The 24,757-nt window shown below is 63.9% G+C and carries 22 protein-coding genes; 7 read left to right on the top strand and 15 right to left on the bottom strand.

All coding sequences use genetic code 11. The features are described from left to right. Window positions 1-58: 58 nt before the first annotated feature. Genes M2396_RS09130 through cbiE form a run of 3 tightly spaced genes read right to left on the bottom strand, consistent with a single transcriptional unit; the run spans window position 59 to window position 3,073 of the window. Window positions 59-778, bottom strand: a complete 720-nt coding sequence (locus tag M2396_RS09130; protein ID WP_259074340.1) for a cobalt-precorrin-6A reductase — start codon at window positions 776-778, stop codon at window positions 59-61. After that, window positions 775-1,869, bottom strand: a complete 1,095-nt coding sequence (locus M2396_RS09125; protein WP_259074338.1) for a cobalt-precorrin-5B (C(1))-methyltransferase — start codon at window positions 1,867-1,869, stop codon at window positions 775-777. The genes M2396_RS09130 and M2396_RS09125 overlap by 4 nt, the downstream gene beginning before the upstream one ends. After that, window positions 1,862-3,073 carry a precorrin-6y C5,15-methyltransferase (decarboxylating) subunit CbiE gene (cbiE, locus tag M2396_RS09120; RefSeq protein WP_259074336.1) on the bottom strand — a complete coding sequence of 404 codons (1,212 nt, stop codon included), beginning with the start codon at window positions 3,071-3,073 and terminating at the stop codon, window positions 1,862-1,864. The genes M2396_RS09125 and cbiE overlap by 8 nt, the downstream gene beginning before the upstream one ends. 131 nt (window positions 3,074-3,204) lie before the next feature. Between cbiE and cobG the strand changes: the two genes are divergently transcribed. From cobG to M2396_RS09085, 7 genes are all read left to right on the top strand, one after another. Beyond that, window positions 3,205-4,536, top strand: coding sequence for a precorrin-3B synthase (cobG, locus tag M2396_RS09115; protein ID WP_409035094.1), 1,332 nt, complete (start codon window positions 3,205-3,207; stop codon window positions 4,534-4,536). After that, window positions 4,529-5,155 (top strand): precorrin-8X methylmutase, encoded by a 627-nt coding sequence (locus M2396_RS09110; protein ID WP_101316053.1) that lies wholly within the window; start codon window positions 4,529-4,531, stop codon window positions 5,153-5,155. The genes cobG and M2396_RS09110 overlap by 8 nt, the downstream gene beginning before the upstream one ends. Beyond that, a complete protein-coding gene (locus M2396_RS09105; RefSeq protein WP_101316055.1) occupies window positions 5,152-5,886 on the top strand; it encodes a precorrin-2 C(20)-methyltransferase in 735 nt (244 codons plus the stop codon). Before M2396_RS09110 ends, M2396_RS09105 begins: the two co-directional genes overlap by 4 nt. Further along, window positions 5,874-7,580, top strand: coding sequence for a precorrin-3B C(17)-methyltransferase (cobJ, locus tag M2396_RS09100; protein ID WP_101316057.1), 1,707 nt, complete (start codon window positions 5,874-5,876; stop codon window positions 7,578-7,580). Before M2396_RS09105 ends, cobJ begins: the two co-directional genes overlap by 13 nt. Before the next feature lie 94 nt (window positions 7,581-7,674). Further along, window positions 7,675-8,364: a hypothetical protein gene (locus M2396_RS09095; RefSeq protein WP_259074332.1), complete on the top strand. Its 690-nt coding sequence runs from the start codon at window positions 7,675-7,677 to the stop codon at window positions 8,362-8,364. 60 nt (window positions 8,365-8,424) lie between these two features. Next, entirely contained in the window at window positions 8,425-9,108 is a 684-nt protein-coding gene (locus M2396_RS09090; protein ID WP_259074330.1) for a hypothetical protein, read from the top strand. After that, the gene (locus tag M2396_RS09085; RefSeq protein ID WP_259074328.1) at window positions 9,108-9,731 is read left to right on the top strand and encodes a hypothetical protein; all 624 of its coding nucleotides are present in this window, start codon (window positions 9,108-9,110) and stop codon (window positions 9,729-9,731) included. The genes M2396_RS09090 and M2396_RS09085 overlap by 1 nt, the downstream gene beginning before the upstream one ends. On the opposite strand, the gene M2396_RS09080 is transcribed toward M2396_RS09085, so the two are convergent. From M2396_RS09080 to M2396_RS09025, 12 genes are all read right to left on the bottom strand, one after another. Beyond that, entirely contained in the window at window positions 9,728-10,324 is a 597-nt protein-coding gene (locus M2396_RS09080; RefSeq protein ID WP_101316065.1) for a MarC family protein, read from the bottom strand. The genes M2396_RS09085 and M2396_RS09080 overlap by 4 nt on opposite strands. 95 nt (window positions 10,325-10,419) lie before the next feature. After that, window positions 10,420-13,197: a hybrid sensor histidine kinase/response regulator gene (locus M2396_RS09075; protein WP_101316067.1), complete on the bottom strand. Its 2,778-nt coding sequence runs from the start codon at window positions 13,195-13,197 to the stop codon at window positions 10,420-10,422. A 139-nt stretch (window positions 13,198-13,336) separates the two neighbouring features. Next, window positions 13,337-14,629 (bottom strand): phosphoribosylamine--glycine ligase, encoded by a 1,293-nt coding sequence (gene purD, locus M2396_RS09070; RefSeq protein WP_259074325.1) that lies wholly within the window; start codon window positions 14,627-14,629, stop codon window positions 13,337-13,339. A 109-nt stretch (window positions 14,630-14,738) separates the two neighbouring features. Continuing rightward, a complete protein-coding gene (gene purH / locus M2396_RS09065; protein WP_150573670.1) occupies window positions 14,739-16,346 on the bottom strand; it encodes a bifunctional phosphoribosylaminoimidazolecarboxamide formyltransferase/IMP cyclohydrolase in 1,608 nt (535 codons plus the stop codon). Window positions 16,347-16,425: 79 nt separating this feature from the next. Then, window positions 16,426-16,746: a DNA-binding transcriptional regulator Fis gene (gene fis, locus M2396_RS09060; RefSeq protein ID WP_101316071.1), complete on the bottom strand. Its 321-nt coding sequence runs from the start codon at window positions 16,744-16,746 to the stop codon at window positions 16,426-16,428. Continuing rightward, on the bottom strand, window positions 16,743-17,756 hold the full coding sequence (gene dusB / locus M2396_RS09055) for a tRNA dihydrouridine synthase DusB (protein ID WP_259074319.1): 1,014 nt from the start codon (window positions 17,754-17,756) through the stop codon (window positions 16,743-16,745). Before dusB ends, fis begins: the two co-directional genes overlap by 4 nt. Before the next feature lie 173 nt (window positions 17,757-17,929). Continuing rightward, window positions 17,930-19,291 carry a DUF3426 domain-containing protein gene (locus M2396_RS09050; RefSeq protein ID WP_259074317.1) on the bottom strand — a complete coding sequence of 454 codons (1,362 nt, stop codon included), beginning with the start codon at window positions 19,289-19,291 and terminating at the stop codon, window positions 17,930-17,932. A gap of 28 nt (window positions 19,292-19,319) precedes the next feature. Then, window positions 19,320-20,213, bottom strand: a complete 894-nt coding sequence (prmA, locus tag M2396_RS09045) for a 50S ribosomal protein L11 methyltransferase (RefSeq protein ID WP_103435904.1) — start codon at window positions 20,211-20,213, stop codon at window positions 19,320-19,322. A 165-nt stretch (window positions 20,214-20,378) separates the two neighbouring features. After that, window positions 20,379-21,734, bottom strand: a complete 1,356-nt coding sequence (accC, locus tag M2396_RS09040) for an acetyl-CoA carboxylase biotin carboxylase subunit (RefSeq protein WP_101316079.1) — start codon at window positions 21,732-21,734, stop codon at window positions 20,379-20,381. 17 nt (window positions 21,735-21,751) lie between these two features. Further along, the gene (gene accB / locus M2396_RS09035) at window positions 21,752-22,210 is read right to left on the bottom strand and encodes an acetyl-CoA carboxylase biotin carboxyl carrier protein (RefSeq protein ID WP_101316082.1); all 459 of its coding nucleotides are present in this window, start codon (window positions 22,208-22,210) and stop codon (window positions 21,752-21,754) included. A gap of 100 nt (window positions 22,211-22,310) precedes the next feature. Continuing rightward, window positions 22,311-22,763, bottom strand: coding sequence for a type II 3-dehydroquinate dehydratase (gene aroQ / locus M2396_RS09030; RefSeq protein ID WP_101316084.1), 453 nt, complete (start codon window positions 22,761-22,763; stop codon window positions 22,311-22,313). A gap of 178 nt (window positions 22,764-22,941) precedes the next feature. Further along, the gene (locus tag M2396_RS09025) at window positions 22,942-24,711 is read right to left on the bottom strand and encodes a protein-disulfide reductase DsbD (RefSeq protein WP_259074312.1); all 1,770 of its coding nucleotides are present in this window, start codon (window positions 24,709-24,711) and stop codon (window positions 22,942-22,944) included. Window positions 24,712-24,757: the final 46 nt, after the last annotated feature.

The raw sequence follows: 24,757 nt of genomic DNA, 5'->3' as shown, positions 1-24,757 counted from the left end.
TCCTAAAGCTGTGCAGGAAATCTCTCTACCAGCCTGCCCGCTGGCGCCAGCAGCGCGATCAAAGCCCCAGCGCGGCCAGCAAGGTGTCTACCTGAGCAAACTCACGATCCACTGTCGGCAGTAGTGGGCGCTTGAGCACCAGCACCGGTATGCCCAGCTCGCGGGCGACCTCAAGCTTGGGCTCGGTGGCGACGCTGCCGCTGTTCTTGCTGACCAGCACGTCGATCTGGCGGCGGGCGAACAATGCGCGCTCATCCGCCAGGGCGAACGGCCCGCGGGCGGCGATGACTTCGCAGCGGTCATTGCCCGGGTAGCTGTCGAGGGCACGCAAGGTCCAGAACTGCTGCTCGGGAATTTCGTGCAGATGAGTCAGGGGCTCGCGGCCCAGCGTGAACAGTGGCCGGGCAAACGGCGAGAGGGCCGTGACCAGCTCGGCCCAGTCCGCCACCTCGCGCCAGTCATCTCCCGGCTGGGGCTGCCAGGCCGGGCGGCGCAGTGCCCAGCAGGCCACACCGGCACTGCGCGCTGCCTGCGCGGCATTGGCGCTGATCTGCGCCGCATAGGGATGGGTCGCGTCGATCAGCAAGCTGATGCCGGCTTCGCGCAGGTACTGTGCCAGGCCCTCGGCGCCACCATAGCCGCCGACCCGTAGCTGGCAGGGCAGATCCTGCGGCACGCGGCCGACGCCGGCCAGACTGTAGACATGCTGCGGGCCCAGCCGCCGGGCAATGGCCAAGGCTTCGGTAACACCGCCAAGCAGCAGAATCCGCTCGCTCATTGCACACCCGCCCGGCCGACGATGCCGCCCTGGCGGTCGATGGCAAACACCTCGACCTGCACCTGCGCCGGCACCACGCTGCAGGCAAAGGCGCGGGCATGGGCACACACTGCGTCGCCCAGCGCGATGCCTGCGGCATGCGCCAGGGCCAGCGCCTGCTGGCTGGTATTGGCGGCGATGATCGCCTGCTGCAGCGACTGATCGGCGCCCAGCGCTTGAGCCCAACCGGCCAACTGCGGCAGGTCGATACTGGAATGACGGCTGTGCAGGTCCATGTTGCCCGCAGCCAGCTTGCTGATCTTGCCGAAACCGCCGCACAGGCTCAGGCGCGCCATCGGCACCTTGCGCAGGTGCTTGAGCACCGCGCCGACAAAGTCGCCCATCTCGATCAGGGCGATTTCCGGCAGGTTGTAGACTCGGCGCATGGTGTCTTCGCTGGCATTGCCGGTGCAGGCAGCGACGTGCGTGTAGCCGTTGCTGTGGGCGACATCGATGCCTTGCTGGATCGAGGCGATGTAGGCCGCGCAGGAGAACGGCCGGACGATACCACTGGTGCCGAGAATCGACAGCCCGCCGAGAATGCCCAGGCGTGGGTTCATGGTTTTCAGGGCCAACTGATCGCCGTCACGCACGTTCACCGTGACCTCGAAGCCGCCGCTGTAGCCACAGTCGTTGGCCAGTTGCTGCAGGTGCTCGCTGATCATCCGTCGCGGTACCGGGTTGATGGCCGGCTCGCCGACCGCCAGCACCAGTCCGGGCCGGGTTACGGTGCCGACACCGACACCCGCGACAAAACGCACGCCGGGCGTGGCGAGCAGGCGCACCTGGCTGTAGAGCAGGGCGCCGTGGGTCACGTCGGGGTCGTCGCCGGCGTCCTTCAAGGTGCCGGCCTCGGCGCAGTCGCCGTTGCGCCTGCAGAACTCCAGGCGCATCTGCACCACCTTGCCCTTGGGCAGGGTGATGTGCACCGCGTCGGCGTCGACACCGCTCAGCAGCAGGCGTGCGGCGGCGAGGCTGGTTGCCGTGGCGCAGCTGCCGGTGGTCAGGCCGCTGCGCAGGGGGGCGGGTTGTTCGCGGGTTTCTTCACGCATCCAGGGCTTTCACTACGTCGAGCAAGGTGATCGGCAAGGCCTGGCGCCAAGTGTCGAAGTTGCCCAGCGGTTGCGTGTGGGCAATGTGGATGCGGGTCAGCTCGCCGCCGTGCGCTTCGCGAAACTGGGCAAGGGCCATTTCGCTTTGCAGGGTGACGGCATTGGCTACCAGCCGGCCACCGGGGCGCAGGCGCTCCCAGCACAGGCCGAGCATGCCTTCGCCGGTGACGCCGCCACCAATGAAGATCGCGTCGGGCCGCTCCAGTTCGGCCAGCGCCTGCGGGGCCTTGCCGCGGATCAGGCGCAGCCCCGGCACACCAAGCGCGTCGCGGTTGTGCTCGATCAACGCTTGCCGGCCTGCATCGGCTTCGATCGCCAGGGTGCGGCAGCTCGGGTGGGCGCGCATCCACTCGATGCCGATCGAGCCACAGCCGGCGCCGACATCCCACAACAGCGCGCCGGGTTGCGGTGCCAGGCGGGCGAGGGTGATCGCGCGAACATCGCGCTTGGTCAGCTGGCCGTCGTGTTCGAAGGCCGAGTCCGGTAAACCGGCAGCAGGTGACAAGCGCGGTGTGTCCGCTGCAGCCTGGCATTCGATGGCGACCACATTCAACGCAGCCAGCTGACTGTGTGGCCAGTCTTCGGCCGTGCCTTGCACATGACGTTCCTGCTGCCCGCCAAGGTGTTCGAACACCTGCAAGCGGCTCGGGCCGAAGCCTTTGTCGCGCAGCAGCGCAGCGATCTGTGCCGGGCTGTCGCCATCGTTGCTCAGCACCAGCAGGCGCAAGCCGGTGTAGCAGTAGGCGTTGAGTGCGGCCAGCGGGCGGGCGACCAGCGACACGACCTGCACCTCCTGCAGTGGCCAGCCCAGGCGCGCAGCGGCCAGGGCGCAGGACGATGGCGCCGACAGAACACGCAACTGCTCGGCTGGCACCTGCCGCGCCAGGCTGGCGCCGACGCCGAAGAACATCGGGTCGCCGCTGGCCAGTACGCATACCGGCTCGCCGCGCAGCGCCAGCACCGGTTCCAGGCTGAACGGGCTCGACCAGGGCAGTTGCTCGGCGCTGACACAGTGCGGCAACAGCGCCAGCTGGCGCGGGCTGCCGAAGATCCGCGAAGCCGCCAGCAGGGCACGCCGGGCAGGTTTGCCCAGGCCGCTGAAACCGTCTTCACCGATACCTACAACTGTCAGCCAGGGGGCCATCTGCTTCCTCATCAAGCTTGAGTGGGCCACAACGGCCGCAAATTCACACGATCTTCGACCGCCGGTTTTTCATGCCGTCGAGCAAAGCAGGCATAATACCGCGCCTTCTACACTCAAGCGCACTTTGACGATTGCCGGATGCCTTCTTGAACCCGCCCCTTGACCCTGCCGTTTCGCCCCGCCCCTCGGCCTGCCCGGGGTTGTGGCGCATCGTCGCCGCCCGCGATGGCGGCATCTGCCGGATCAAGCTGCCGGGTGGCCTGCTGCTGGCCGATCAGGCCGACGCTGTGGCCGAGGCTGCCGAGCGCTTTGCCGGCGGCGTGATCGAAGCGACCAACCGCGGCAATCTGCAGATTCGCGGGGTCGGCGCGCAGCACGCCGCGCTGATCGAGCATTTGCTGGCGGCTGGTCTTGGCCCGCGCCAGGCGGCTGGCGACGATGTCCGCAACCTGATGCTGAGCCCGCTGGCCGGGCGCGATCCGGCCATGCTGCTGGATACCCGGCCGCTGGCCGGGCAGATCCTCGAGATGCTCGAAAGCACGCCGCATCTGCATCAACTTTCGGCCAAGTTTGCCGTGCAGTTGGATGGCGGTGAGCACCTGGCCATGCTCGAACACCCGCATGACCTGTGGCTGTCGCCGCTGCAACTGGAACAGCAGACCTGGCTGGCCTTCGGTCTGGCCGGTTGCCCAGGCACCGATCAGCCGCTGGGCGCGGTGCCGTTGGGCGCTGGGCTGGCGCTGACCCGGGCGGTGCTGGAGCGCTTTCTCGAGCTGGCCAGTGCCGAGCAGTCGCGCATGCGCCAGTTGCTGCAGACCTGCCCGGTCGAGCATTTCATCGAAGGCCTCGGCATCGAGCTGCGGCGCGACCCGCCAGTGCTCCAGTGGCGACGGGCCAAGGCCTACGCCAACTGGCTCGGGCCGCTGGCGCAAGCCCAGGGCACTGCGCTTGGCGTTGCCCCACCGCTGGGCCGCTTGACCCCGGCGATGCTGCGTGGCGCCGCCCAGGTAGCGCGCGTCAGTGGTGACGGTGAATTGCACCTGAGTCCCTGGCAGAGCCTGGTGTTGAGCAGCATCGCAACAAGTCAATTGCAGGCCGCCCAGGCCCAGTTGCAGGCGTTCGGCCTGGTCTGCTCCAGCCGCGAGCCACTGGCACGAGTGACCGCCTGCAGCGGCGCCAGCGGTTGTGCCAAGGCACTGGCCGAGACCAAGGCCGATGCCGTCCAGCTCGCCGCGCTGATTGCGCCCGGCGCACCGGCCAGCGTGCACCTCAGCGGCTGCCCGCGCTCCTGCGCTGTGGCCCATGTCGCCCCGGCGACCTTGCTGGCCCGTTCGCCGGGCCGCTACGACCTTTATTTGCGTGACGCGCAGCAGCCCGGCTTTGGTGCCCTGCGCGCGACCGACCTTACCTTGAAAGCAGCAGGCGCCATGCTCGACCTGCCCACGGAGCACCTTGATGATTGACTACATTCGCGATGGTCAGGAGATCTATCGCAATTCCTTCCGGATCATCCGCGAGGAGGCCCGCCTGGAGCGGATTCCTGCCGATCTGGAAAAGCTCGCGGTGCGGGTGATTCACGCCTGCGGCATGGTCGAGGCAATCGATGGTCTGCAGTTCTCCGCAGGTGCCGGCGCTGCCGGGCGCGCAGCGCTGGCCAAAGGCGCGCCGATCCTGTGTGACGCGCACATGGTTGCCGAAGGCATCACCCGTGCGCGGCTGCCAGCCAACAACCAAGTGATCTGCACCCTGCGCGATCCAAGTGTGCCGGCACTGGCCAAGGAGCAGGGCAACACCCGTTCGGCAGTGGCCCTGGAGCTGTGGCGCGAACACCTGGAAGGCAGCGTGGTGGTGATCGGCAATGCACCGACGGCGCTGTTCTACCTGCTTGAGATGATCGACGCGGGCGCGCCGAAACCGGCGCTGATTCTCGGCTTCCCGGTGGGCTTCGTCGGCGCGGCCGAGTCCAAGGCGATGCTCGCCGCCGACAGCCGTGGCGTGCCGTTCGTGATCATGCAGGGCCGTCTGGGCGGTAGCGCAATGGCCGCCGCCGCCGTCAACGCGCTGGCCACGGAGGTCGAATGATGACGCCACGCGGACGACTGCTTGGCCTCGGCGTTGGCCCTGGCGACCCGGAACTGATCACCGTCAAGGCCTTGCGCCTGCTGCGCGAGGCGCCGGTGGTGGCTTACTTTGTGGCCAAGGGTAAGCGCGGCAACGCCTTCGGCATCATCGAAGCGCATTTGCAGGCGCAGCAGACCTTGCTGCCACTGGTGTATCCGGTGACTACCGAAGCGCTGCCTGCGCCGCTGTCCTACGAACAGGTCATCAGTGATTTCTACGATGAGGCCGGCGAGCAAGTGGCCGCGCATCTGGACGCCGGGCGTGATGTAGCGGTGATCTGCGAAGGTGATCCGTTCTTCTACGGATCGTACATGTACCTGCATGACCGCCTGGCGCAGCGCTATGACGCCGAGGTGATTCCTGGTGTCTGTTCGATGCTCGGTGGCGCCTCGGTGCTCGGCGCGCCGCTGGTCTACCGCAACCAGACCCTGACCGTATTGTCCGGTGTGTTGCCTGCCGAAGAGCTCAAGCGGCGGCTGGCCGACGCCGATGCGGCGGTGATCATGAAGCTGGGGCGCAACTTCCCCAAGGTGCGCCAGGTGCTGGCCGAGTTGGGCCTGGACCAGCGCGCGCTGTACGTTGAGCGTGCGACCATGGCCAATCAGAAAATCGTTGCGCTGGACGCGGTCGATCCGCAGTCTTCGCCCTACTTTTCGCTGATCATCGTGCCGGGTGAAAAATGGCAGGGCTGAACCTACGCAAAGCGCCGGCCATCATCATCCTCGGCCAGGCCAGCCTGGCTACTGCGCAGCGCCTCCAGCAACTGTATCCCGAGGCCAGCATCCATGGCCTGAATGGCCGGGTCGCGGGCGCCGACAGTGGCTATGAGTCATTTGGCAGCACCTTGCGCGAGCTGTATCTGCAAGACACGCCGATCATTGCCCTGTGCGCCGCTGGCATCGTCATCCGCAGCCTGGCCAGCGTGCTCAGCGACAAGGATGTCGAGCCACCGGTACTGGTGGTCGCCGAAGATGGCAGTGCCGTGGTGCCGTTGCTCGGCGGCCTCGGCGGGGTCAACGTGATGGCGCGCGAGATCGGCGCGGCGTTGTCGGTCGCTGCCGCGATCACCACGAGTGGTGAACTGCGTTTCGGCACCTGCCTGCTCAATCCGCCGGTTGGCTATGCCTTGGCAGACCTGGAGCAGGGCAAGCGCTTTGTCTCCGACCTGCTGGCCGGTCAGAGCGTGCGTATCGAGGGTGATGCGCCGTGGCTTGCGCAGGCGCAACTGCCCGCCGATGCGGCAGCGCAACGAACCATTCACGTGGGCTGCGAAGCGCGCCCCGCCAGCCGTGACGAACTGCTGATCCATCCACGTTCGGTGCTGGTCGCCGTCAGTGCCGAGTCTGCCGAGCTTGCCGAACACGTGCGCGCGGCCCTGCGCGCGGCCAATATTGCCGAGCCAGCGCTGGCGTGCCTGCTTGCCAGTGACCAGCACATGGCCCTGCCGGGCCTGCACCAGGCGGCGCAGCAACTCGGTGTCGCACTGCGCTTTGCCGCGCCGGCAGTGAGCCTGGCCGAGATGGTCGAACAGAGCGTGCCTGGCGCCCGCTTGAGTGAACACTCGGGGTTGTTGGTGGCAGTTGCCAGCGCGCCCATCGACCCTGCCCAGGTCGGTCGCGGTCGTGGCCGGCTGGCAGTGATCGGCCTCGGCCCCGGCGCCGCCGAACTGATGGTGCCTGCAGTCAAGCGTGAACTGAGCCTGGCCGAGGATGTGCTCGGTTACGAAACCTACGTGCGTATGGCTGGCCCGTTCCGCCCGGATCAGGTGCTGCACAACACCGACAACCGCGAGGAGATGCAGCGCGCCCGGCATGCCTTTGAGCTGGCCGCACAGGGCCGTTCGGTCGTGGTGGTGTCGTCGGGTGATCCCGGCGTGTTCGCCATGGCCGCCGCCGTGCTTGAGGCCTTGCACGAGTCGACCGACCCGGCCTGGCATCAGGTCGATCTGCAGATCCTCCCTGGCGTCTCGGCGTCGCTGGCGACTGCTGCGCAGGCAGGTGCACCGTTGGGCCATGACTTCTGCGTGATGTCGCTGTCGGACAACCTCAAACCCTGGTCGATCATCGAGACACGCCTGGACCTTGCCGCCCAGGCTGATCTGGTGCTGGCGTTCTATAACCCGATTTCGAAAGCCAGACCCTGGCAATTGGGTGTAGCGCTGGACGTCGTGCGCCGTCATCGCTCAGGCGCTACGCCGGTAGTCCTTGGTCGCGATATTGGCAGGCCAGGGCAGACGCTGCGCGTAGTCACACTGGCCGAACTGCTGCCAGAAATGGTCGACATGCGCACCATGGTGCTGGTCGGGTCTTCGACAACCTGCACATTGCCGCGTGCCGACGGTGGCACCTGGGTCTACACCCCGCGGTGGTACCCAGCGGCCAACTGAGGTGTTGAGGAAATCCTTCAGCGCTCCTTCCCCGAAGGCCTGCGCATAGGGTGGTAATCCCTGAATCACAGGGGCTACCACCAAGGATTTATTCATGTCTGACAGCAACGATATTGCGAGCACCAACACCGCCGTCCTGGTCCAGGATTCACTGCTCGCCTGCGGTGCCGGGATGACCCAGCAAAGCCGTAACGACGTCAAGAATGCCTTCCACTTCGCCACATTGGTGGCCGATAAACTGTATGACCCACAAATTCAAAGTAAGGCCTGGTACGACCAGTTTCTGAAGGCCATGCAGGATTGCGGGTTTGTCGCCGCGCGCCGCAGTTTCGAACTCGAAACGGCATCTTCGGTAACGGTTACCGTCGGCGCAGTGGTGTTTCGCGTGATGTCCGCTGCCGGTGCTGCTGCGCTGGGCGGGCCTGTTGGTGAGGCGTTTAGCAAGCTGGCCCAGAAAGCGATCGACAAGCTCGGTTCGATCGATAGCGAAAAGCGCATCTTCATCAGCGATCGAAAGAATAAGCGCAGCGGCATGGTCGGGCTGGGTGCGTGCATGGAAACGCCTGAAGGTGAGGTGGTGCTGGTGATGAGCTGCGTCAACGCCGCAGCGCCCGAGTCCAACACTGACCTGCTCGGCGTGGAATGGAACATTACTTCCTCGGAGTACTACGCCGGCAGCGCGGTGTTGTCGTTCAACCGAATGATCTACGACCGCGTACGTGAGCACATCGAGACCAAGCTCGGCGTGCGCAGTGTTGAAGACATTCTCGAGTACGAGATCTGAGCAGGCTGACGGCGACATGCTTCGCCGTCATTCCAACGACTTGCAGGCAGCAGGCATCCCATGCAAATACAGAATCACGCCCTGGTGCTGGTCGCCGGGACAGTGTTGTTGATTGATCCACAGATCAGCCCATCGCAGCGTCAGGCAGCCATTGATAGCACGCTCTACGCGCAGCTGGTCGCGAACAAGCGTGCGGGCAATCGCTTTACCGAGCCGGCCACCTGGGACCGCGCTTATCGAGCAGTGTATGCAGAGCTGGGCTGGCTCGTGACCAGTCAGGCGCACGATGAGCAGAGTGTTCCGGGCGTCGCCGGGCTGGCCATCTCTCCAGCGCTTCAAGCGTGGTTCGGGCAGGCAGGCATCGATGGCGGTCAGGTCTTGCGCAGCGTCTTCGAAAGCTTGCGCGAGCACCCAGATGGGCTGCGGCAGCTGCAAGGCTTCATCCGCTCGGACACTGCAGACGGGCATTTGGCAAAGCTGGAAATCGGCCTGATGGAGGCGGACATGCGTCTGCATCTGTGCAGCCTGAGCTGGCAGTCCACGGCCGCTGTCGAAGCAGCCGAGCAGCCCAGCCTGAGCGAAATCGCGACGTTGCCGGCGGAGGTCCAACTGCGCTGCCTCTCACTGCTGTGCGACGCGCAGTCCTTTGAAACAAAACGCAGCCAGTTACGCATGTTGATGGACAAGAAACAGCATGAACACGCCTATGTGCTCGAACTGCCCACGCAGAACAGGAGGATGTGATGGCAAATACCCAAGCAGCGGTAATCGGCTCGTCGATTGTGAGCTTCCTGCCCGGTCTTGATGGACAGCAGTGCGACGCGGTAAAGACGGCGGTTGCCTTGGCCGAGCGCGCCACCCTGAGCGTGTTCAATGAGGGTCTGGTCGAGGACTGGTTGAGCTACTTTCGTAACCAGCTAAAGTTCATGGGGTGGGATGCGGTTGCGCCAGAGGACATACATTGGCCGACGGATCAACGGTCAAAGCTGGTGGACAAAGCGCTTCAGACCATTGCCGCCACGGCAGGTGAGCACTTTGCCGAGTCCACCGATCTTGCCCTGCGCCGGTTGATGGCCAGCCCGGCCACCCTGGGTACCTTCGAGCGACAGGCCGCCGAGCGACAGTGCCTGCAATTTCTTCCTTGTTCGCCGGCCGGTAACGGTCGAGTCGACATGGTGCTGTACTTCGAGACTGACAAGAAGACTCGCTTCGCGACCGGCTTCATGGAGCGCAAGCGTAGCTACCATAAAGTCTCTGCCGAGCTGGTGCGGTTCACTGTCCGAGCATTCATGGACACGCACCTGCCCAAGGTTCTTGCCAGCACGGTAGAGCAGGCGCGACTGAGTATCCACGAGTACCAGATCTAGTTAAGCAAGTAGCCCTTGATCCCGGTAAAGATGATCTGCGCAGCCAGGGCACAGACGAACAGCCCCATCAAGCGGCTGACGATCTGCAAGCCCTGGTCACCCAGGATTCGTTCGATACCGTGCGAGAGGTACAGCACCAGGCCGACAGTGAAACTGGCCAGAGCAATACTGACGATTGCCAGTAGCTTGTCATCCCAGTGCGGCTGGCTGACGCCCATCACCAGCAGCGCACCGATGGTGCCGGGGCCGACGGTCAGCGGGATGGTCAGCGGTACGATGGTTACGTCCTGCTGTACGTTGTCGCTCTGCACCGCCGGCTTGCCCTGGGCCATGCTCAGCGCAGAAATGAACAACACACTGCCGGCACCGATACGAAAGGCGTCGGCAGTGATGCCGAACACGCCGAAGATCACCCGGCCAAACAGGTACAACAGCACGCTGGCAATGAGCACGGCAATCGCCACGCGCCAGGCCAGCTGCTTGCGCTCCTTGCTGGAGTGGCCGCGGGTCAGGCTGATGAAGCAGGACAGCACGAAGAACGGGCTGTAGAGCACGAGCATCTTCAGGTAAACGCTGAACAACTCATGAAGCATGGCCAGGATCCATGGCGAAGGGAGGGGTGCGGCAAGTGTATCAGCCGCTCAGGCGGTGGGTTTGAGCTTTGCCCGGCTGCGCTCAGCGCTGCCGGTCATGATGCATCCACCTCAGCGGCTCTCGCCTCGCGCTGCCCGGCCCAGTACTGGACCAGTTCGCGCAGTTGCGACAGCTCGACCGGCTTGGCCATGTGGCCGTCCATGCCGGCCAGGCGTGCACGTTCCTTGTGCTCGCTGAGGATGTGGGCGGTCAGCGCGACAACCGGCGTGCGCTGGCGCTGGTTGGCCGCCTCCCACTCGCGCAGGCGAATGGTCGCTGAGAATCCATCCAGCACGGGCATCTCGCAATCCATCAAGACCAGATCGTAGCGACGAGCTTGCATGGCCTGCAGGGCCTCCTCGCCATTGCTGGCGGTATCAGGTTCGAGGTTGAGCTTGCCGAGCATGCCGCGGATGACCTTGGTCGAAATGCTGTTGTCTTCGGCAACCAGCACGTGGAAGTCGGCTGGAACTTCCAGTGTCGCCGGCGGCATGCCCAGCGCGACCGGCGGCGTGGCCTGCTCACGTCCGCGCTGGGCCAGCTCTTCAGCGAGGGTGGTTTTCAAGGTGTAGCCGGCCACCGGCTTGGCAAGGATGCGCTTGACCCCGGCGTTGCGCGCGATGACCTTGCTCGGGGCGTTGCTGATGCCGGTCAGCATCACCACCAGGATGTCGTGGTTGAGGCTTGGGTCTTCCTTGATCTTGGCTGCCAGTTGCATGCCGGTCATGCCGGGCATGTTCTGGTCGAGCAGGACCGCGTCGAAATAGTCGCGCAGGTGCGCCTTGGTGCGCAGCAGGGCGAGCGCTTCCTTGCCCGACGGCACGGCACTGACATTCATCCCCCAGGCACTGCATTGCTGCACCAGGACCTTGCGACAGGTGTCGTTATCGTCGACCACCAGTACTCGTGCGTCGCGCAGCGGGCCGTCCAGGTCGGCCGGTGGCTGCTCCAGACGTGACGGGTCGAGCGGCAGGGTCAACCACAGGGTGTTGCCCATGTTGCTGCTGCTCTTGATGCCGAATTCGCCCTGCATCAGGCCAATCAATTGTTTGGCGATCACCAGCCCGAGATGGCCACCGAGCTTGTTGCTGGAAAGAAACTGATGGCTGTGTAGCTCGGCCTGCAGCAAGGCTTCGCGCTCGGCCGGTGGCATGGCACTGCCGCTGTCTTGGACGGCAATGCGCAAACGCGGCAGCTCGCCGCGTTGATCCAGTGCCACCACCAGCAGGATTTCCCCCTGCTCGGTATTTTTCAGCGCGTTTTCCAGCAGGCTGGAAAGGGCCTGACGCAAGCGCGTTGGGTCGCCGCTGATGACCCGCGGGACTTGCGGTTGGGTAAAGCTGATCAGCTCGATGTTGCGTTGTTCGGCCTTGGCCCGAAAGATATTCAGGCAGTCTTCGATCAAGGCGTTGAGGTCGAACTGCACATCGTCCAGCTCGATCTGACGCGACTCCAGCTTGGAGATGTCGAGGATCTCGTTGATCAAGGTCAGCAGCTCGTTGCCGGCGCTGTGGATGGTCTGCACGTAGTCGCGCTGCTTGACCGACAGCGGCGTGCCGAGCAACAGCTCGGTCATGCCCAGCACGCCGTTCATCGGTGTGCGGATTTCATGGCTGATCTTGGCCAGGAACTCGGCCTTGGCGTTGAGCTCGGCGTCGCTGGCTGCCAGCGCGCGGCTGGCACGGAAGCGGTCCTCATTGATGCGTCGCAAGCGTTCACTCACAGCCAGGTTGAGCAGCAGGCCGCTGCTTACCGTCAGTGCCAGCAGAATGCACAGCAACCATGGCGTCGGCGTGCGGGTCAGGCCGAGCAACGCTGGCAGCAACACCAGCCCGCCGAGGTTGTACACCAGCATCGCCAAGGCGAACAAACGTGCCGGGCTGTAGCCCTTGTACCAGTGATAGCTGCTGACCAGCAGCATGCTTGCGCTGCCAATCGCGAGCAGGGCGTAGGTCATCAGGTTGAGCGGCAGGGTGTCGACGAACAGCAGGATCAGGCTACTGACACCAACCAACAGCATCTCGCCCTGCAACAGCCGATTCAGCCGCGGCGAATTGCCGGTACTGAAAAAGTGCTGGGTGAAGTACAGACCGGCCAGCCCGGCCATGACCAGGGTCAGGTAGGCGGCAGGCGTTTGCGCACTGTGCCAGACGTGCCACCAGGGCCCGCTGAGGTTGAGCAGGATCAGCGCGCTGAGCAGCATCAGGCCGTGGTAAAGGGCAAGAATCAGGGTGGTGCTCGAGCGCACGTAGAGGAAGCGAATCACGTTGTGCAGGATCAGCATGACCAGACCGCCGAACAACAGGCCGAACAACAGCAGCAAGTGTTGGTCGCCCGCAGCCTCGGCAGCAGACAGCAGGCTGATGGCTGGGCGCAGTTGGTGTTCCGAGACCAGGTGCAGGTAGACGTCCAGTGGCTGGCTGCTGTTGGGTAAAGTCAGCAAGTGGTCACTGCCGAGCAGGGTCGGCTCGCTGCCGGTGTTGGCCTGCGGACCATGGTGGCGCTGGCGCAGCAGTTTGTCACCGTTGAGCACATACAGATCGAGGCGGGACAGGTCGGGAGCGAAGATGCGCAGCAGGCGTTGCTGGTCATCCGGTTCCAGCCGGTAGTGCAGCCAGAGCGCTTGATCAGGCTCGGCAGCCTCCAGCTCGTTGAGCTGAAGGGGACTGAATTGGTTGCGGTAGCGTTCGGAGCGTACGTCGCTCAGTTGCAGGTTGGCCTGTTCATCGAGCAGCAGCGACCAGCCACCACCTTGCTCGGCCGAGGCCGGCGGCAGGCAGAGTAGGGTCAGCAAGCTGACGAACAGGGCAAGGGCAATCCGAAGCCGACGCAAGACGAGATCCTTTCTTAGCGGGTGTGGCGAAGCACAACTATGCGCGGCGGGTGAAGGCGAACGCAAGGCCCATCGGCATCCTGTCGACGAGCCGAAGGCCGTGCACCAAAGGGCGTCACGGCCATTCGCCAAAGCGCTGTTACTGCGCTTCACCACGCTCGCGGGCAATGGCCCGGTAGCCGATGTCGGTGCGGTAGAAGCTACCGTCCCAGCTGACTTCCTTGGCCAGGCGGTAAGCCTGTTCCTGGGCCTGGGCGACGGTCTGACCGAGGGCAGTGGCGCACAGCACGCGGCCGCCGTTGGTCACGACCTGGCCGTCCTGCAGCGCAGTGCCGGCATGGAAGACCTTGCCTTCCAGCTTGGCCGCAGCGCCGAGACCGTGAATGGTAGCGCCCTTGGCGTAGTCGGCCGGGTAACCGCCGGCAGCCAGCACGACACCCAGGCTTGGCCGCGGGTCCCATTGTGCTTCGACCTTGTTCAAGGCCTTGGCGAAGGCGGCTTCGATCAACAGCACCAGGCTCGACTCCAGGCGCAGCATGACTGGCTGGGTTTCCGGGTCGCCGAAGCGGCAGTTGAACTCGATCACCTTGGGGTTGCCGGCCTTGTCGATCATCAGCCCGGCGTACAGGAAGCCGGTGTAGACGTTGCCTTCGGCGGCCATGCCGCGCACGGTCGGCCAGATCACCTGGTCCATCACCCGCTGGTGCACTTCGGCGGTAACCACCGGGGCTGGCGAGTAGGCGCCCATGCCGCCGGTGTTCGGCCCGCTGTCGCCGTCGCCGACGCGCTTGTGGTCCTGGCTGGTCGCCATCGGCAGCACGTTTTCACCGTCGACCATGACGATGAAGCTGGCTTCTTCGCCGTCGAGGAACTCTTCTATGACGACCCGCGAACCTGCATCACCAAAGGCGTTACCGGCGAGCATGTCGCGCACGGCGTCTTCGGCTTCCTGCAAGGTCATGGCAACGATCACGCCTTTGCCCGCAGCAAGGCCGTCGGCCTTGATCACGATCGGCGCGCCGACCTTTTGCAGGTAGGCCAGGGCTGGCTCGACTTCGGTGAAGTTCTGGTAATCCGCGGTAGGGATCTGGTGACGGGCCAGGAAGTCCTTGGTGAATGCCTTGGAGCCTTCAAGCTGGGCAGCGCCCTTGGTTGGGCCAAAGCAGTCGAGCTTGCGGCTGCGGAACAGGTCGACGACGCCGGCAACCAGTGGCGCTTCCGGGCCGACGATGGTCAGGTCGACGTTCTGCTCGGCGAAATCGGCCAACTGCTCCAGAGCGGTCACCTGGATTTCGACGTTCTCGCATTTGGCTTCGGTGGCGGTGCCAGCGTTGCCTGGGGCGACGAAGACTTTTTCGACACGTGGGTCCTGGGCAACTTTCCAGGCCAGGGCGTGTTCACGGCCGCCGTTGCCGATGATCAAAACTTTCATGTCTAAAACCTCGGAAATCTCTTGGGCGGTAGGCTGAACCTACCGCGCTGTATTCGCGGTACGAGGTCGCAACGCAGCAGATGCCTGCTTCAGTGCGGCCGATTGCCGATCAGTGGCGGAAGTGGCGCATGCCGGTGAACACCATGGCGATGCCGGCTTCGTCAGCAGCAGCGATCACTTCAGCATCGCGCATCGAACCACCTGGCTGGATCACTGCAGTGATGCCGGCCTTGGCAGCGTTGTCGATACCGTCGCGGAACGGGAAGAACGCGTCCGAGGCCATGACCGCACCTTGTACCTGCAGGCCAGCATGCTCGGCTTTGATGGCAGCAATGCGTGCCGAGTTGACGCGGCTCATCTGGCCAGCACCGACACCGATGGTCTGGCGCTGCTTGGCGTAGACGATAGCGTTGGACTTGACGAACTTGGCAACTTTCCAGGCGAAGATCAGGTCGTGAATTTCCTGCTCGCTCGGCGCGCGCTGGGTAACGATCTTCAGATCGTCGGCGCTGATCATGCCGATATCGCGGCTCTGCACCAGCAGGCCACCGTTGACCCGCTTGAAGTCCCAGCCAGCGCTGCGCTCGGCTGGCCACTCGCCGCACTCGAGCAGACGCACGTTCTGCTTGGCGGCTACTACGTCACGGGCAGCCTGGGAGATCTTCGGCGCAATGATCACTTCAACGAACTGACGCTCGACGATGGCCTTGGCAGTCTCGCCGTCCAGTTCGCGGTTGAAGGCGATGATGCCGCCAAAGGCCGACTCGGTGTCGGTGGCGTAGGCCAGTTCGTAGGCCTGACGAATGCCGCCTTCGTTGTCCGGAACCACTGCAACGCCGCACGGGTTGGCGTGCTTGACGATCACGCAGGCCGGCTTGACGAAGCTCTTGACGCACTCGAGGGCGGCATCGGTGTCGGCCACGTTGTTGAACGACAGCTCTTTGCCCTGCAGCTGGGTGGCGGTAGAGATGCTCGCTTCGCCCTTGTTCGCTTCAACGTAGAACGCCGCGTTCTGGTGCGGGTTCTCGCCGTAGCGCATTTCTTGGGCTTTGACGAACTGGCTGTTGAAGGTGCGCGGGAACAGGCTGCGGTCGGAAGTCGACAGGGTCTCGGCAGCCTGGTTCACGGTGCCCATGTAGTTGGCGATCATACCGTCGTAGGCGGCGGTGTGCTCGAACGCCTTGAGCATCAGGTCGAAGCGCTGAGCGTAGGTCAGGCCACCGGCCTTGAGGCTTTCGAGGACCTGGCCGTAGTCACCGGCGTTGACCACGATGGCCACGTCCTTGTGGTTCTTGGCTGCCGAGCGAACCATGGTCGGGCCGCCGATATCGATGTTCTCGATTGCGGTCGGCAGGTCGCAGCCAGGCTTGGCGATGGTGGCTTCGAACGGGTACAGGTTGACTGCCACCAGGTCGATTGGCTTGATGCCGTGCTCGTTCATGATCGCGTCGTCGGTGCCGCGACGACCGAGGATGCCACCGTGGATTTTTGGATGCAGGGTCTTCACCCGGCCGTCCATCATTTCAGCGAAGCCGGTGTAGTCGGCCACTTCCACCGCGTCGACGCCATTGTCCTTGAGCAGCTTGTAGGTACCACCGGTGGACAGGATCTCGACGCCGAGCTGTTGCAGCTCGCGAGCGAATTCGAGGATCCCGGTCTTGTCGGAGACGCTGATCAGGGCGCGGCGGATCGGCAGGCGGGTAGTCTGGTCGGTCATTTCGGATTCCATAACGCGGTGGAGTCAGCAAAAAAGGCGCCTCCTGCGGGAGCCGCCTTTTCTGATTGGGATTCTGGCCTTAGAGCAAATCGTACTGCTTGAGCTTCTTGCGCAGGGTGCCACGGTTGAGTCCGAGCATCTCGCTGGCTTTGGTCTGGTTGCCCTTGACGTAATTCATCACACTTTCGAGCAGCGGCGCCTCGACCTCCGAGAGCACCAGGTTGTACACGTCCGTGACGGAGGCGCCTTCGAGGTGGGCGAAGTAGTTGTGCAGCGCCTTCTCGACGCTGTCGCGCAGGGTCTGGCCCTCCTCGCTCGGCGTATTCAGGTGCTGCTTGAGGTTGGCGTTGTCGCTCACGGGCGTTGTTCCACTCACTAAAGTCTCGGTCATCATCGTCATGCGGCCACCCCTTGTTCGTCCTTTGTTTCAAGGCTCTGTCGGCATTCGGAGAAAAACTCGCGAACGTTGGCGCATTGCGCGTGTGTCTCATCCAAAGCGTTGAACCGGGAGCGGAACTCCTTGCCGCCGGGTCGGGTTGCCAGGTACCAGCCAACGTGCTTTCGGGCGATACGTACGCCCATTACATCGCCGTAGAAGGCATGCAGCGCGGCCAGGTGCTCCAGCAAAATGCGTTCAACTTCGTCCAGCCCTGGCGCCGGCAGGTATTCACCGGTCTGCAGGTAATGCTCGATCTCGCGGAAGATCCACGGCCGGCCTTGGGCCGCACGGCCAATCAGCAGGCCGTCGGCACCGGTGGCATGCAGCACCGCCCGGGCTTTTTCTGGCGAGGTGATATCGCCATTGGCAAAGACCGGGATCGACACTGCCTGCTTGATCGCAGCAATGGTGTCGTACTCGGCTTCACCGGTGTACAGGTCGGCGCGTGTGCGGCCATGCACCGCAAGCGCCTGGATGCCGGCCTGTTCGGCAATTTTTGCCACGTTCAGGCCGTTCTTGCTCGAACGGTCCCAGCCGGTACGTATCTTCAGGGTCACCGGGACATCCACTGCGCCAATGACGGCGTCGAGGATCTCGCTGACCAGCATTTCATCTCTCAATAAAGCAGAGCCTGCGGCTTTGTTGCAGACTTTTTTTGCCGGGCAACCCATGTTGATGTCGATGATCTGCGCGCCGGCCTCGACATTGGCCCGGGCCGCCGCCGCCATCATCTGTGCGTCACCCCCGGCGATCTGTACCGAGCGCGGCTCGGGATCACCTTCATGGATGCGGCGCAGACGTGACTTGCGGCTGTCCCACAGGCTCATGTCGCTGCTGACCATCTCCGACACCACCATGCCTGCGCCCAAGCGCTGGCAAAGCGTGCGGAAAGGCTGGTCCGTAACCCCGGCCATAGGCGCAAGGATCAGGTTGTTGCGAAGCGTATATGGGCCGATGCGTACCGCCGACATAGGTGTTCCCTGTTGTGGGGCCGAATCATTGAGGTCAAAAAGGGTGGGCATAATACCCGCTCTGGATGACTGGATAAAGGTCAATTTGGATAAAATCTGAACAGCTGCGGCCTTATGCCTCGCAGTTCTGGACAAGCTGCAGGCGCCGGTAAACCGGCGTCTGCAGGCAATTGTCACTCCGGCGAGCGGAAGCTCAGGCTGTAGTTGACGGCCTTGGGGCCCGGGTCGAGGATATCCAGGGCGATATGGATAGGCGTCTGGCTGGGCATTTCGCCGCGCCCGGCCAATTCACCGGAGAGGTACTCGCTGGGTTTGAAGCGACGACTGGCAATCGACTGGCCGTTGAGGTCGGCAAAGCGCAGTTCCAGCAATGGGAACGGTTGGGCAAACGGCGCGCGGTTGTAGATGATCGCGTCGACGATCAGGGCGCCCTTGAAGTCCGGATGGCTGCGCACCACCAGGTTGCTGCTCTTGATCCGGGCAATGTCGACCCGGGTCGGCACCTTGCAGCCCAGCGTCGGGCACAGTTGCTGGAACCACGACCGGTACTGGTCCTGGCGGGCCATTTCGTCGAAGTGGAACCACACGTACTGAAAGGCCAGCAAGCCGGCGGCAAGCAGGGTCAGCGTGCCCCACAGCAAGCGCTTGCCCCAGTTGACCTGGGGTTTTTGCCAGCCCAGCTGGAGCGGGTCGTCGACCACATCGATCAGCGGCTCCTTGCGCCGGTTGGCGCGGCTGTTCAGGCCCGGTTCGATACGCTCATCGAGCGGCTGCTCGAGTTCCTCGTCGTGGGCGTCCAGCGCTGACAGGTTTTCCTTGCGGCGGCCATCATCGAACGCCGACAGGCCGCTTACTACCGTGTCATGGTCGTCGTCGGCGGCCAGAGACTCGCGGCTCAGCGCTTCGGCTGCGGTCAACGGCGCGCCCAGCGTGGGCTGCTGGCGGCTGGGTTGATCGTCCGGGTCAAGTACCAGGCCAATGCTTGGCTCGGTGCGCTCGCGGGGCGATGGCTCGTGCTCAAAGGCTTCCTGCTCAAGCGGCTCTTGCTCAAGCGCTTCGGGCTCGATCAGTGGCGGCTCGAGGACCAGCGGTGAAGGCTCGCTCAGAGGCTCGTCGGTGGCGTTACCGAACGGGCGGCCGACGTCTTCGTCCGGGTCGTGCACCTCGCGCACTGCCTGCAGGGCATCGCTGCGCGCCTCGCTCTGGCCTTCGCTGGCCCGATCGCGACGCTCCAGATTGGCTAATGCCTGGTCCAGGTCGATTTCGTCAAAGGCCTGAGCGCTGGCCTGCCAGTCGTCCTGGCTCGGCGCCGGCCCAGCAGGCGCTGGTGCTTCGACCGGGGTAGCCAGCTCTGGCTGCGCAGGCGCCGTCTCGGCAGTGGCTACGCGGTTTTGCTCGAGCAGTTGCTTGGCGGCGTTGAACACTTGCAGGCACTGGCCGCAGCGAACCACCCCGCGGGCCACGCTCAATTGATGATGCGTGACGCGAAAGCTGGTCTGGCAATGCGGGCACTGGGTGACGAAACTGTCGGTCATGCGGCGATCCGGGGGGCTGTGCAGGTGATTATTTCAGGCCTGCCGAGCGACGGCGGCCACTGATGCGAACCCAGCCGTCGCGGACGACGATCGGGTCCAGGTCAAAGTCTGCAGCATAGGCGGCGGCGACTTCTTCACCCTGTTCGGCGAGGATCCCCGATAACGCCAGCAGGCCGCCCGGTCGTACCAGGCCCGACAACTGCGGCGCCAGCGAGACCAGCGGGCCAGCCAGAATGTTGGCCACCAGCACGTCGGCCTGCATCGCCGGCATGTCTTCAGGCAGGTACAGCGGGAAGCGCTCGGCTTCGATACCGTTGCGCCCGGCGTTGTCGCGCGAAGCTTCCAGCGCCTGCACATCGATATCGGTACCGACCGCTTCGCGCGCGCCCAGCAGCAGCGCAGCGATGGCCAGAATGCCCGAGCCACAGCCGAAGTCCAGTACCTGCACGTCAGCCAGTTGCTGGCCGTCGAGCCACTCCAGGCACAGCGCGGTAGTCGGGTGGGTGCCGGTGCCGAACGCCAGGCCCGGGTCGAGCAGCAGGTTGACTGCTTCCGGCTCAGGGGCTGCGTGCCAGCTTGGCACGATCCACAGACGCTGACCAAAACGCATGGGCTGGAAGTTGTCCATCCAGCTGCGCTCCCAGTCCTGGTCTTCGATGACTTCAGCCTGATGCTCGGGCAGCTCGGCGTTGGTCAGCAGGCGCAGGTGAGCGAATACCTGCTCAGGCTCAGCGTCGGCTTCGAACAGGGCCAGCAGGTGGGTGTGCGACCACAGTGGCGTGGTGTTGAGGTCCGGCTCGAAGATCGGCTGGTCTTCGGCGTCCATGAAGGTTACCGAGACAGCGCCTACTTCGAGCAGGGCATCTTCGTAGGTTTCGGCTTGTTCCGGGCTGATGGCCAGACGTACTTGCAGCCAGGGCATGGCGGGTACCTTAAAAAATCTGTGGGGGCAGCGACTGGGCTGCGCGAAGTAGGGCAGTTTACTTCAGTGTGTGCGGTTTGTGCGCGTGGCGAGGCAAGCGAGGCACGAGCGGCAATAAAAAACCCCGGCACAGGGCCGGGGTTTGTTCAGCGCATCACTTCAAGATCAATCCTGGTTGGCCAGTTTGTGCTCGAGGTAATGGATGTTGACGCCACCTTTGCAGAAACCTTCATCGCGCACCAGGTCGCGGTGCAGCGGGATGTTGGTCTTGATACCGTCGACCACGATTTCGTCGAGGGCATTGCGCATGCGCGCCATGGCTTCGTCGCGATCCTTGCCGTAGGTGATCAGCTTGCCGATCAGCGAGTCATAGTTCGGCGGAACCGAATAGCCGCTGTACAGGTGTGAATCGACCCGCACGCCATTGCCGCCTGGGGCATGGAAGTGCTTGACGGTGCCTGGGCTCGGGATGAACTTGCGCGGGTCTTCAGCGTTGATCCGGCATTCCAGCGAGTGGCCGCGGATCACCACGTCATCCTGAGTGAACGACAGCTTGTTGCCAGCGGCGATGCTGAGCATCTCCTTGACGATGTCGATACCAGTGACCATTTCCGAAACCGGGTGCTCGACCTGAACACGGGTGTTCATTTCGATGAAGTAGAAGCGGCCGTTCTCGTAGAGGAACTCGAACGTGCCAGCACCACGGTAACCGATGTCGATGCACGCCTTGACACAGCGGGCGAAGACTTCCTGACGCGCTTGCTCGTCGATGCCCGGGGCCGGTGCTTCTTCGAGAACCTTCTGGTGACGGCGCTGCAGCGAGCAGTCACGGTCGCCGAGATGGATTGCCTGGCCCTGGCCGTCGGACAGCACCTGGACTTCCACGTGACGTGGGTTGGTCAGGAACTTCTCGAGGTAGACCATCGGGTTGCCGAACGCAGCACCGGCTTCGGTACGGGTCAGCTTGGCCGACGCGATCAGGTCTTCTTCATTGTGCACCACGCGCATGCCGCGACCACCGCCGCCGCCAGCGGCTTTGATGATCACCGGGTAGCCGACTTCACGGCCGATGCGCAGGGCTTCTTCTTCGTCTTCCGGCAGTGGGCCGTCGGAGCCTGGTACGGTCGGTACACCAGCTTCGATCATGGCTGCCTTGGCCGAAACCTTGTCGCCCATCAGGCGAATGGTGTCGGCTTTCGGGCCGATGAAGGCAAAGCCGGACTTCTCGACCTGCTCGGCGAAGTCAGCGTTCTCGGCGAGGAAGCCGTAGCCTGGGTGGATGGCGGTAGCGCCAGTCACTTCGGCGGCAGCGATGATCGCCGGGATGTGCAGGTAGGAATCCTTGGACGACGCAGGGCCGATGCAGACCGATTCGTCCGCCAGACCCAGGTGCATCAGCTCACGGTCAGCCGTGGAGTGCACAGCGACGGTCTTGATGCCGAGCTCTTTGCAGGCCCGCAGGATACGCAGGGCGATTTCGCCACGGTTGGCGATCAGGACTTTTTCCAGCTTCGCAGACATCGTTGGCTCTCCGAGGATCAAACGACGGTGAACAGCGGCTGGTCGAATTCAACCGGCTGACCGTCTTCCACCAGGATGGCGTCGATGACACCGCCGATTTCGGCTTCGATGTGGTTCATCATCTTCATCGCTTCGACGATGCACAGGGTGTCGCCTTTCTTGATGCTCTGCCCGACTTCAGCGAAGTTCGGCGAGGTCGGCGATGGCTTGCGGTAGAAAGTACCGACCATTGGCGAACGGACCACGGTGCCTTTGAGCACTGGCGCGGCGTCGGCAGCAGGGGCGGCAGCGGCAACCGGAGCAGGCGCAGCTGCTGGAGCGGCGGCCATCGGTTGTGGCGCGAAGTACTGCTGAGCAGCTGGGGTCTTGCTGTGACGGCTGATGCGAACGGACTCTTCGCCTTCCTTGATCTCCAGTTCGTCGATGCCGGACTCTTCCAGCAGTTCGATCAGCTTTTTGACTTTACGGATATCCATTAATCAGCAACTCCCAAGGTTCGGTCGGGGACGTAAATTGAAAACGTGTCGAAAACGTTTCTCTATGACCTCGGCCCGCAGGGGCCAAGGCCTTGTTTCATCAGGGCTGTGCGCTTGCAGCCAGCTGTTCCAGAGCTGCCTCCAGGGCCAGTCGATAACCGCTGGCGCCGAGACCGCAGATCACCCCTACCGCAACATCGGAGAAGTAAGAGTGATGCCGGAACGGTTCACGCTTGTGCACGTTGGACAGGTGCACTTCGATGAATGGGATGCTCACCGCCAGCAATGCGTCACGTAATGCGACGCTGGTGTGGGTGAAAGCAGCCGGATTGATCAGGATGAAATCGACGCCTTCGTCGCGCGCGGCGTGAATCCGATCGATCAGCTCATACTCGGCATTGCTCTGCAGGTACTGCAGATGGTGGCCTGCGGCACGGGCACGCTGCTCCAGATCCTGGTTGATCTGGGCGAGGGTGGCGGCACCGTAATGACCCGGCTCGCGGGTACCGAGCAGGTTGAGGTTGGGGCCGTGCAGCACCAGTAGGGTAGCCATCTGCGGGTTCCTTGGTCTTGTAGGGCAATACGACATGCGCGGCGACTATGCCGCAAAGCGAGTAGGTGTGTCCAGTTCCCGGCAATAGCCAGCACGTTGCCCGAGATTCGCGCAAAGTATGTGACCAGATGTTTAAATTTGGTCACCGCAGGCTGCGAACAGCGCAGTCAGCAGGAAGTTATAGCCCGAGTTGGCCGCGTACGCGCGTGAGGATCTGTGCAAAATCGCCGGCGTTTATTTCACCAACCACACGATCGCTGCTCATTTCGCTGCCGTTTGCGGCAAAGAACAGCAGTGCTGGCGGGCCGAACAAGCGATAGCGGTCGAGCAGGCTGCGCTGCTCGACATTGCTTTCGGTGATGTCGAAACGCAGCAGTTTGAAGGCGCCCAACTGCGCCTGCACCTGCGGTGCGCTGAGCACCTCATGTTCTATCACCTTGCAGCTGATGCACCAGTCGGCGTACCAGTCGAGCAGCACCGGTTGGCCGGCGGCCGAGGCCGCCGCCAGGGCTGCGTCGAGCGCCGCCGGAGTGGTGATGGTCTGCCAGGCGTCGGCGCTGACTGCGCCTGCAGCAGCGGCTGGAGCCGCGCTGGGCAGTGGCCGCAGTGGGTCACCCTGGCCGCTGAGGGCGCCGTACCAGCACGCCAGGGCGTACACCAGCAAGGCCAGGCCGGCCAATTGCGCGAGGCGCTCGCGCGGCGTTTTCACCACCAGCTCAAGGGCGCCGAGGAACAGCGCTACGCCCGCCGCCAGCAGGCCGATCAAGAGCAAAGTCAGCGGCCCGGGCAAAACCCGGCTGAGCAGGCCGATAGCCAGACCCAGCAACAGCACGCCGATGGCATTCTTGACGGTGTTCAGCCACGGCCCACTCTTCGGCAGCCAGGCCGCGCCGCCGGTGCCGATCAGCAGCAATGGCGCGCCCATGCCCAGGCCTAGGGCGAACAGTTTCAGCGCGCCGCCCAAAGCGTCACCACTGGCGCTGATGTACAGCAGGGCGCCGGCCAGTGGCGCCGACACACAGGGTGAAACCAGCAGGCTGGAGAGCACGCCGAGCACCGCGGCACCGAGCAGCGAGCCGCCCTGGGTGCGATTGGCCACGCGGTCCAGGCGATTGCTCAGGGCTTGCGGTAGCTTCAGCTCGAACAGGCCGAACATGGCCAGGGCAAACAGCACGAAGAACAGCGCAAACGGCACCAGCACCCAGGCCGATTGCAGCCGCGCCTGCAGGTTCAGCCCCGCGCCAAACACACCCATCAGCGCGCCGAGGGTGGCGAAGCACACCGCCATCGGCAGTACATAGGCCAGCGACAGGCTGAAACCACGCCAGCCGCCGACCTGACCGCGCAAGACCACACCCGACAGGATCGGCAGCATCGGCAGTACGCAGGGGGTGAAGGTCAGGCCGACACCGGCGAGGAAGAACAGCAGCAACGCTTGCCAGTCCAAGCCGGGCGCGCTGCTTGGCGAGCTGGCTGCACCAGCCGCATCGATGGCAATCCTTGCGGTTTCCGGCGGATAGCACAGGCCTTTGTCGGCGCAGCCCTGGTAGCCCGCCAGCAGGGTAAAGCCGCGGCTGTCAGCGGCAGGTCGCGGCACGACGATATCGAGCACGCCGTGATACACCTCGACATCACCAAAAAACTCGTCGTGCTTGGCCTCACCGGGCGGAATCTGCGCCGTGCCCAGAGCTATATCGGCAGGCTCGCTGCGGAACTGGAAGCGGTGGCGATAGAGGTAGTAACCGTCGCTGGCGACGAAACGCAGGGTGATGTTCTGCGCATCACTGCTGACCAGGCTCAACTTGAACGCTTCATGCACCGGCAGGAAGTCGCTGTTGTTACTCAGGGCAGAGGCACCGAGCGTGGCACTGGGGCGGTTGTCGAGCAGACCAGCGGCGAAAGCCGGGCTGGCCAGAAGCAGAAACAGCAGGAAAAACAGGCGGCGCATGGCGGACTCGCGAGGTCGAACGTGGGCGCATGATAGCGGACTTGGC

It is taken from the genome of Pseudomonas sp. BIGb0278, assembly GCF_024809895.1.
In the GTDB taxonomy this organism is placed as follows: Bacteria; Pseudomonadota; Gammaproteobacteria; order Pseudomonadales; family Pseudomonadaceae; genus Aquipseudomonas; species Aquipseudomonas shirazensis.
This window is presented reverse-complemented; position numbering and strand designations above follow the sequence as displayed.

Bases quoted from the DNA above. Each gene is read 5' to 3' on its own strand.
- M2396_RS09130 (WP_259074340.1), bottom strand. From the start codon at position 778: ATGAGCGAGCGGATTCTGCTGCTTGGCGGTGTTACCGAAGCCTTGGCC.
- prmA (WP_103435904.1), bottom strand. From the start codon at position 20,213: ATGCCCTGGCTGCAAGTACGTCTGGCCATCAGCCCGGAACAAGCCGAA.
- cobJ (WP_101316057.1), top strand. From the start codon at position 5,874: ATGGCAGGGCTGAACCTACGCAAAGCGCCGGCCATCATCATCCTCGGC.
- M2396_RS09025 (WP_259074312.1), bottom strand. From the start codon at position 24,711: ATGCGCCGCCTGTTTTTCCTGCTGTTTCTGCTTCTGGCCAGCCCGGCT.
- M2396_RS09110 (WP_101316053.1), top strand. From the start codon at position 4,529: ATGATTGACTACATTCGCGATGGTCAGGAGATCTATCGCAATTCCTTC.
- dusB (WP_259074319.1), bottom strand. From the start codon at position 17,756: ATGTCGGCGGTACGCATCGGCCCATATACGCTTCGCAACAACCTGATC.
- M2396_RS09050 (WP_259074317.1), bottom strand. From the start codon at position 19,291: ATGACCGACAGTTTCGTCACCCAGTGCCCGCATTGCCAGACCAGCTTT.
- M2396_RS09105 (WP_101316055.1), top strand. From the start codon at position 5,152: ATGATGACGCCACGCGGACGACTGCTTGGCCTCGGCGTTGGCCCTGGC.
- aroQ (WP_101316084.1), bottom strand. From the start codon at position 22,763: ATGGCTACCCTACTGGTGCTGCACGGCCCCAACCTCAACCTGCTCGGT.
- accC (WP_101316079.1), bottom strand. From the start codon at position 21,734: ATGTCTGCGAAGCTGGAAAAAGTCCTGATCGCCAACCGTGGCGAAATC.
- accB (WP_101316082.1), bottom strand. From the start codon at position 22,210: ATGGATATCCGTAAAGTCAAAAAGCTGATCGAACTGCTGGAAGAGTCC.
- purD (WP_259074325.1), bottom strand. From the start codon at position 14,629: ATGAAAGTTTTGATCATCGGCAACGGCGGCCGTGAACACGCCCTGGCC.
- cbiE (WP_259074336.1), bottom strand. From the start codon at position 3,073: ATGGCCCCCTGGCTGACAGTTGTAGGTATCGGTGAAGACGGTTTCAGC.
- M2396_RS09080 (WP_101316065.1), bottom strand. From the start codon at position 10,324: ATGCTTCATGAGTTGTTCAGCGTTTACCTGAAGATGCTCGTGCTCTAC.
- M2396_RS09085 (WP_259074328.1), top strand. From the start codon at position 9,108: ATGGCAAATACCCAAGCAGCGGTAATCGGCTCGTCGATTGTGAGCTTC.
- M2396_RS09090 (WP_259074330.1), top strand. From the start codon at position 8,425: ATGCAAATACAGAATCACGCCCTGGTGCTGGTCGCCGGGACAGTGTTG.
- fis (WP_101316071.1), bottom strand. From the start codon at position 16,746: ATGACGATGATGACCGAGACTTTAGTGAGTGGAACAACGCCCGTGAGC.
- M2396_RS09125 (WP_259074338.1), bottom strand. From the start codon at position 1,869: ATGCGTGAAGAAACCCGCGAACAACCCGCCCCCCTGCGCAGCGGCCTG.
- purH (WP_150573670.1), bottom strand. From the start codon at position 16,346: ATGACCGACCAGACTACCCGCCTGCCGATCCGCCGCGCCCTGATCAGC.
- M2396_RS09095 (WP_259074332.1), top strand. From the start codon at position 7,675: ATGTCTGACAGCAACGATATTGCGAGCACCAACACCGCCGTCCTGGTC.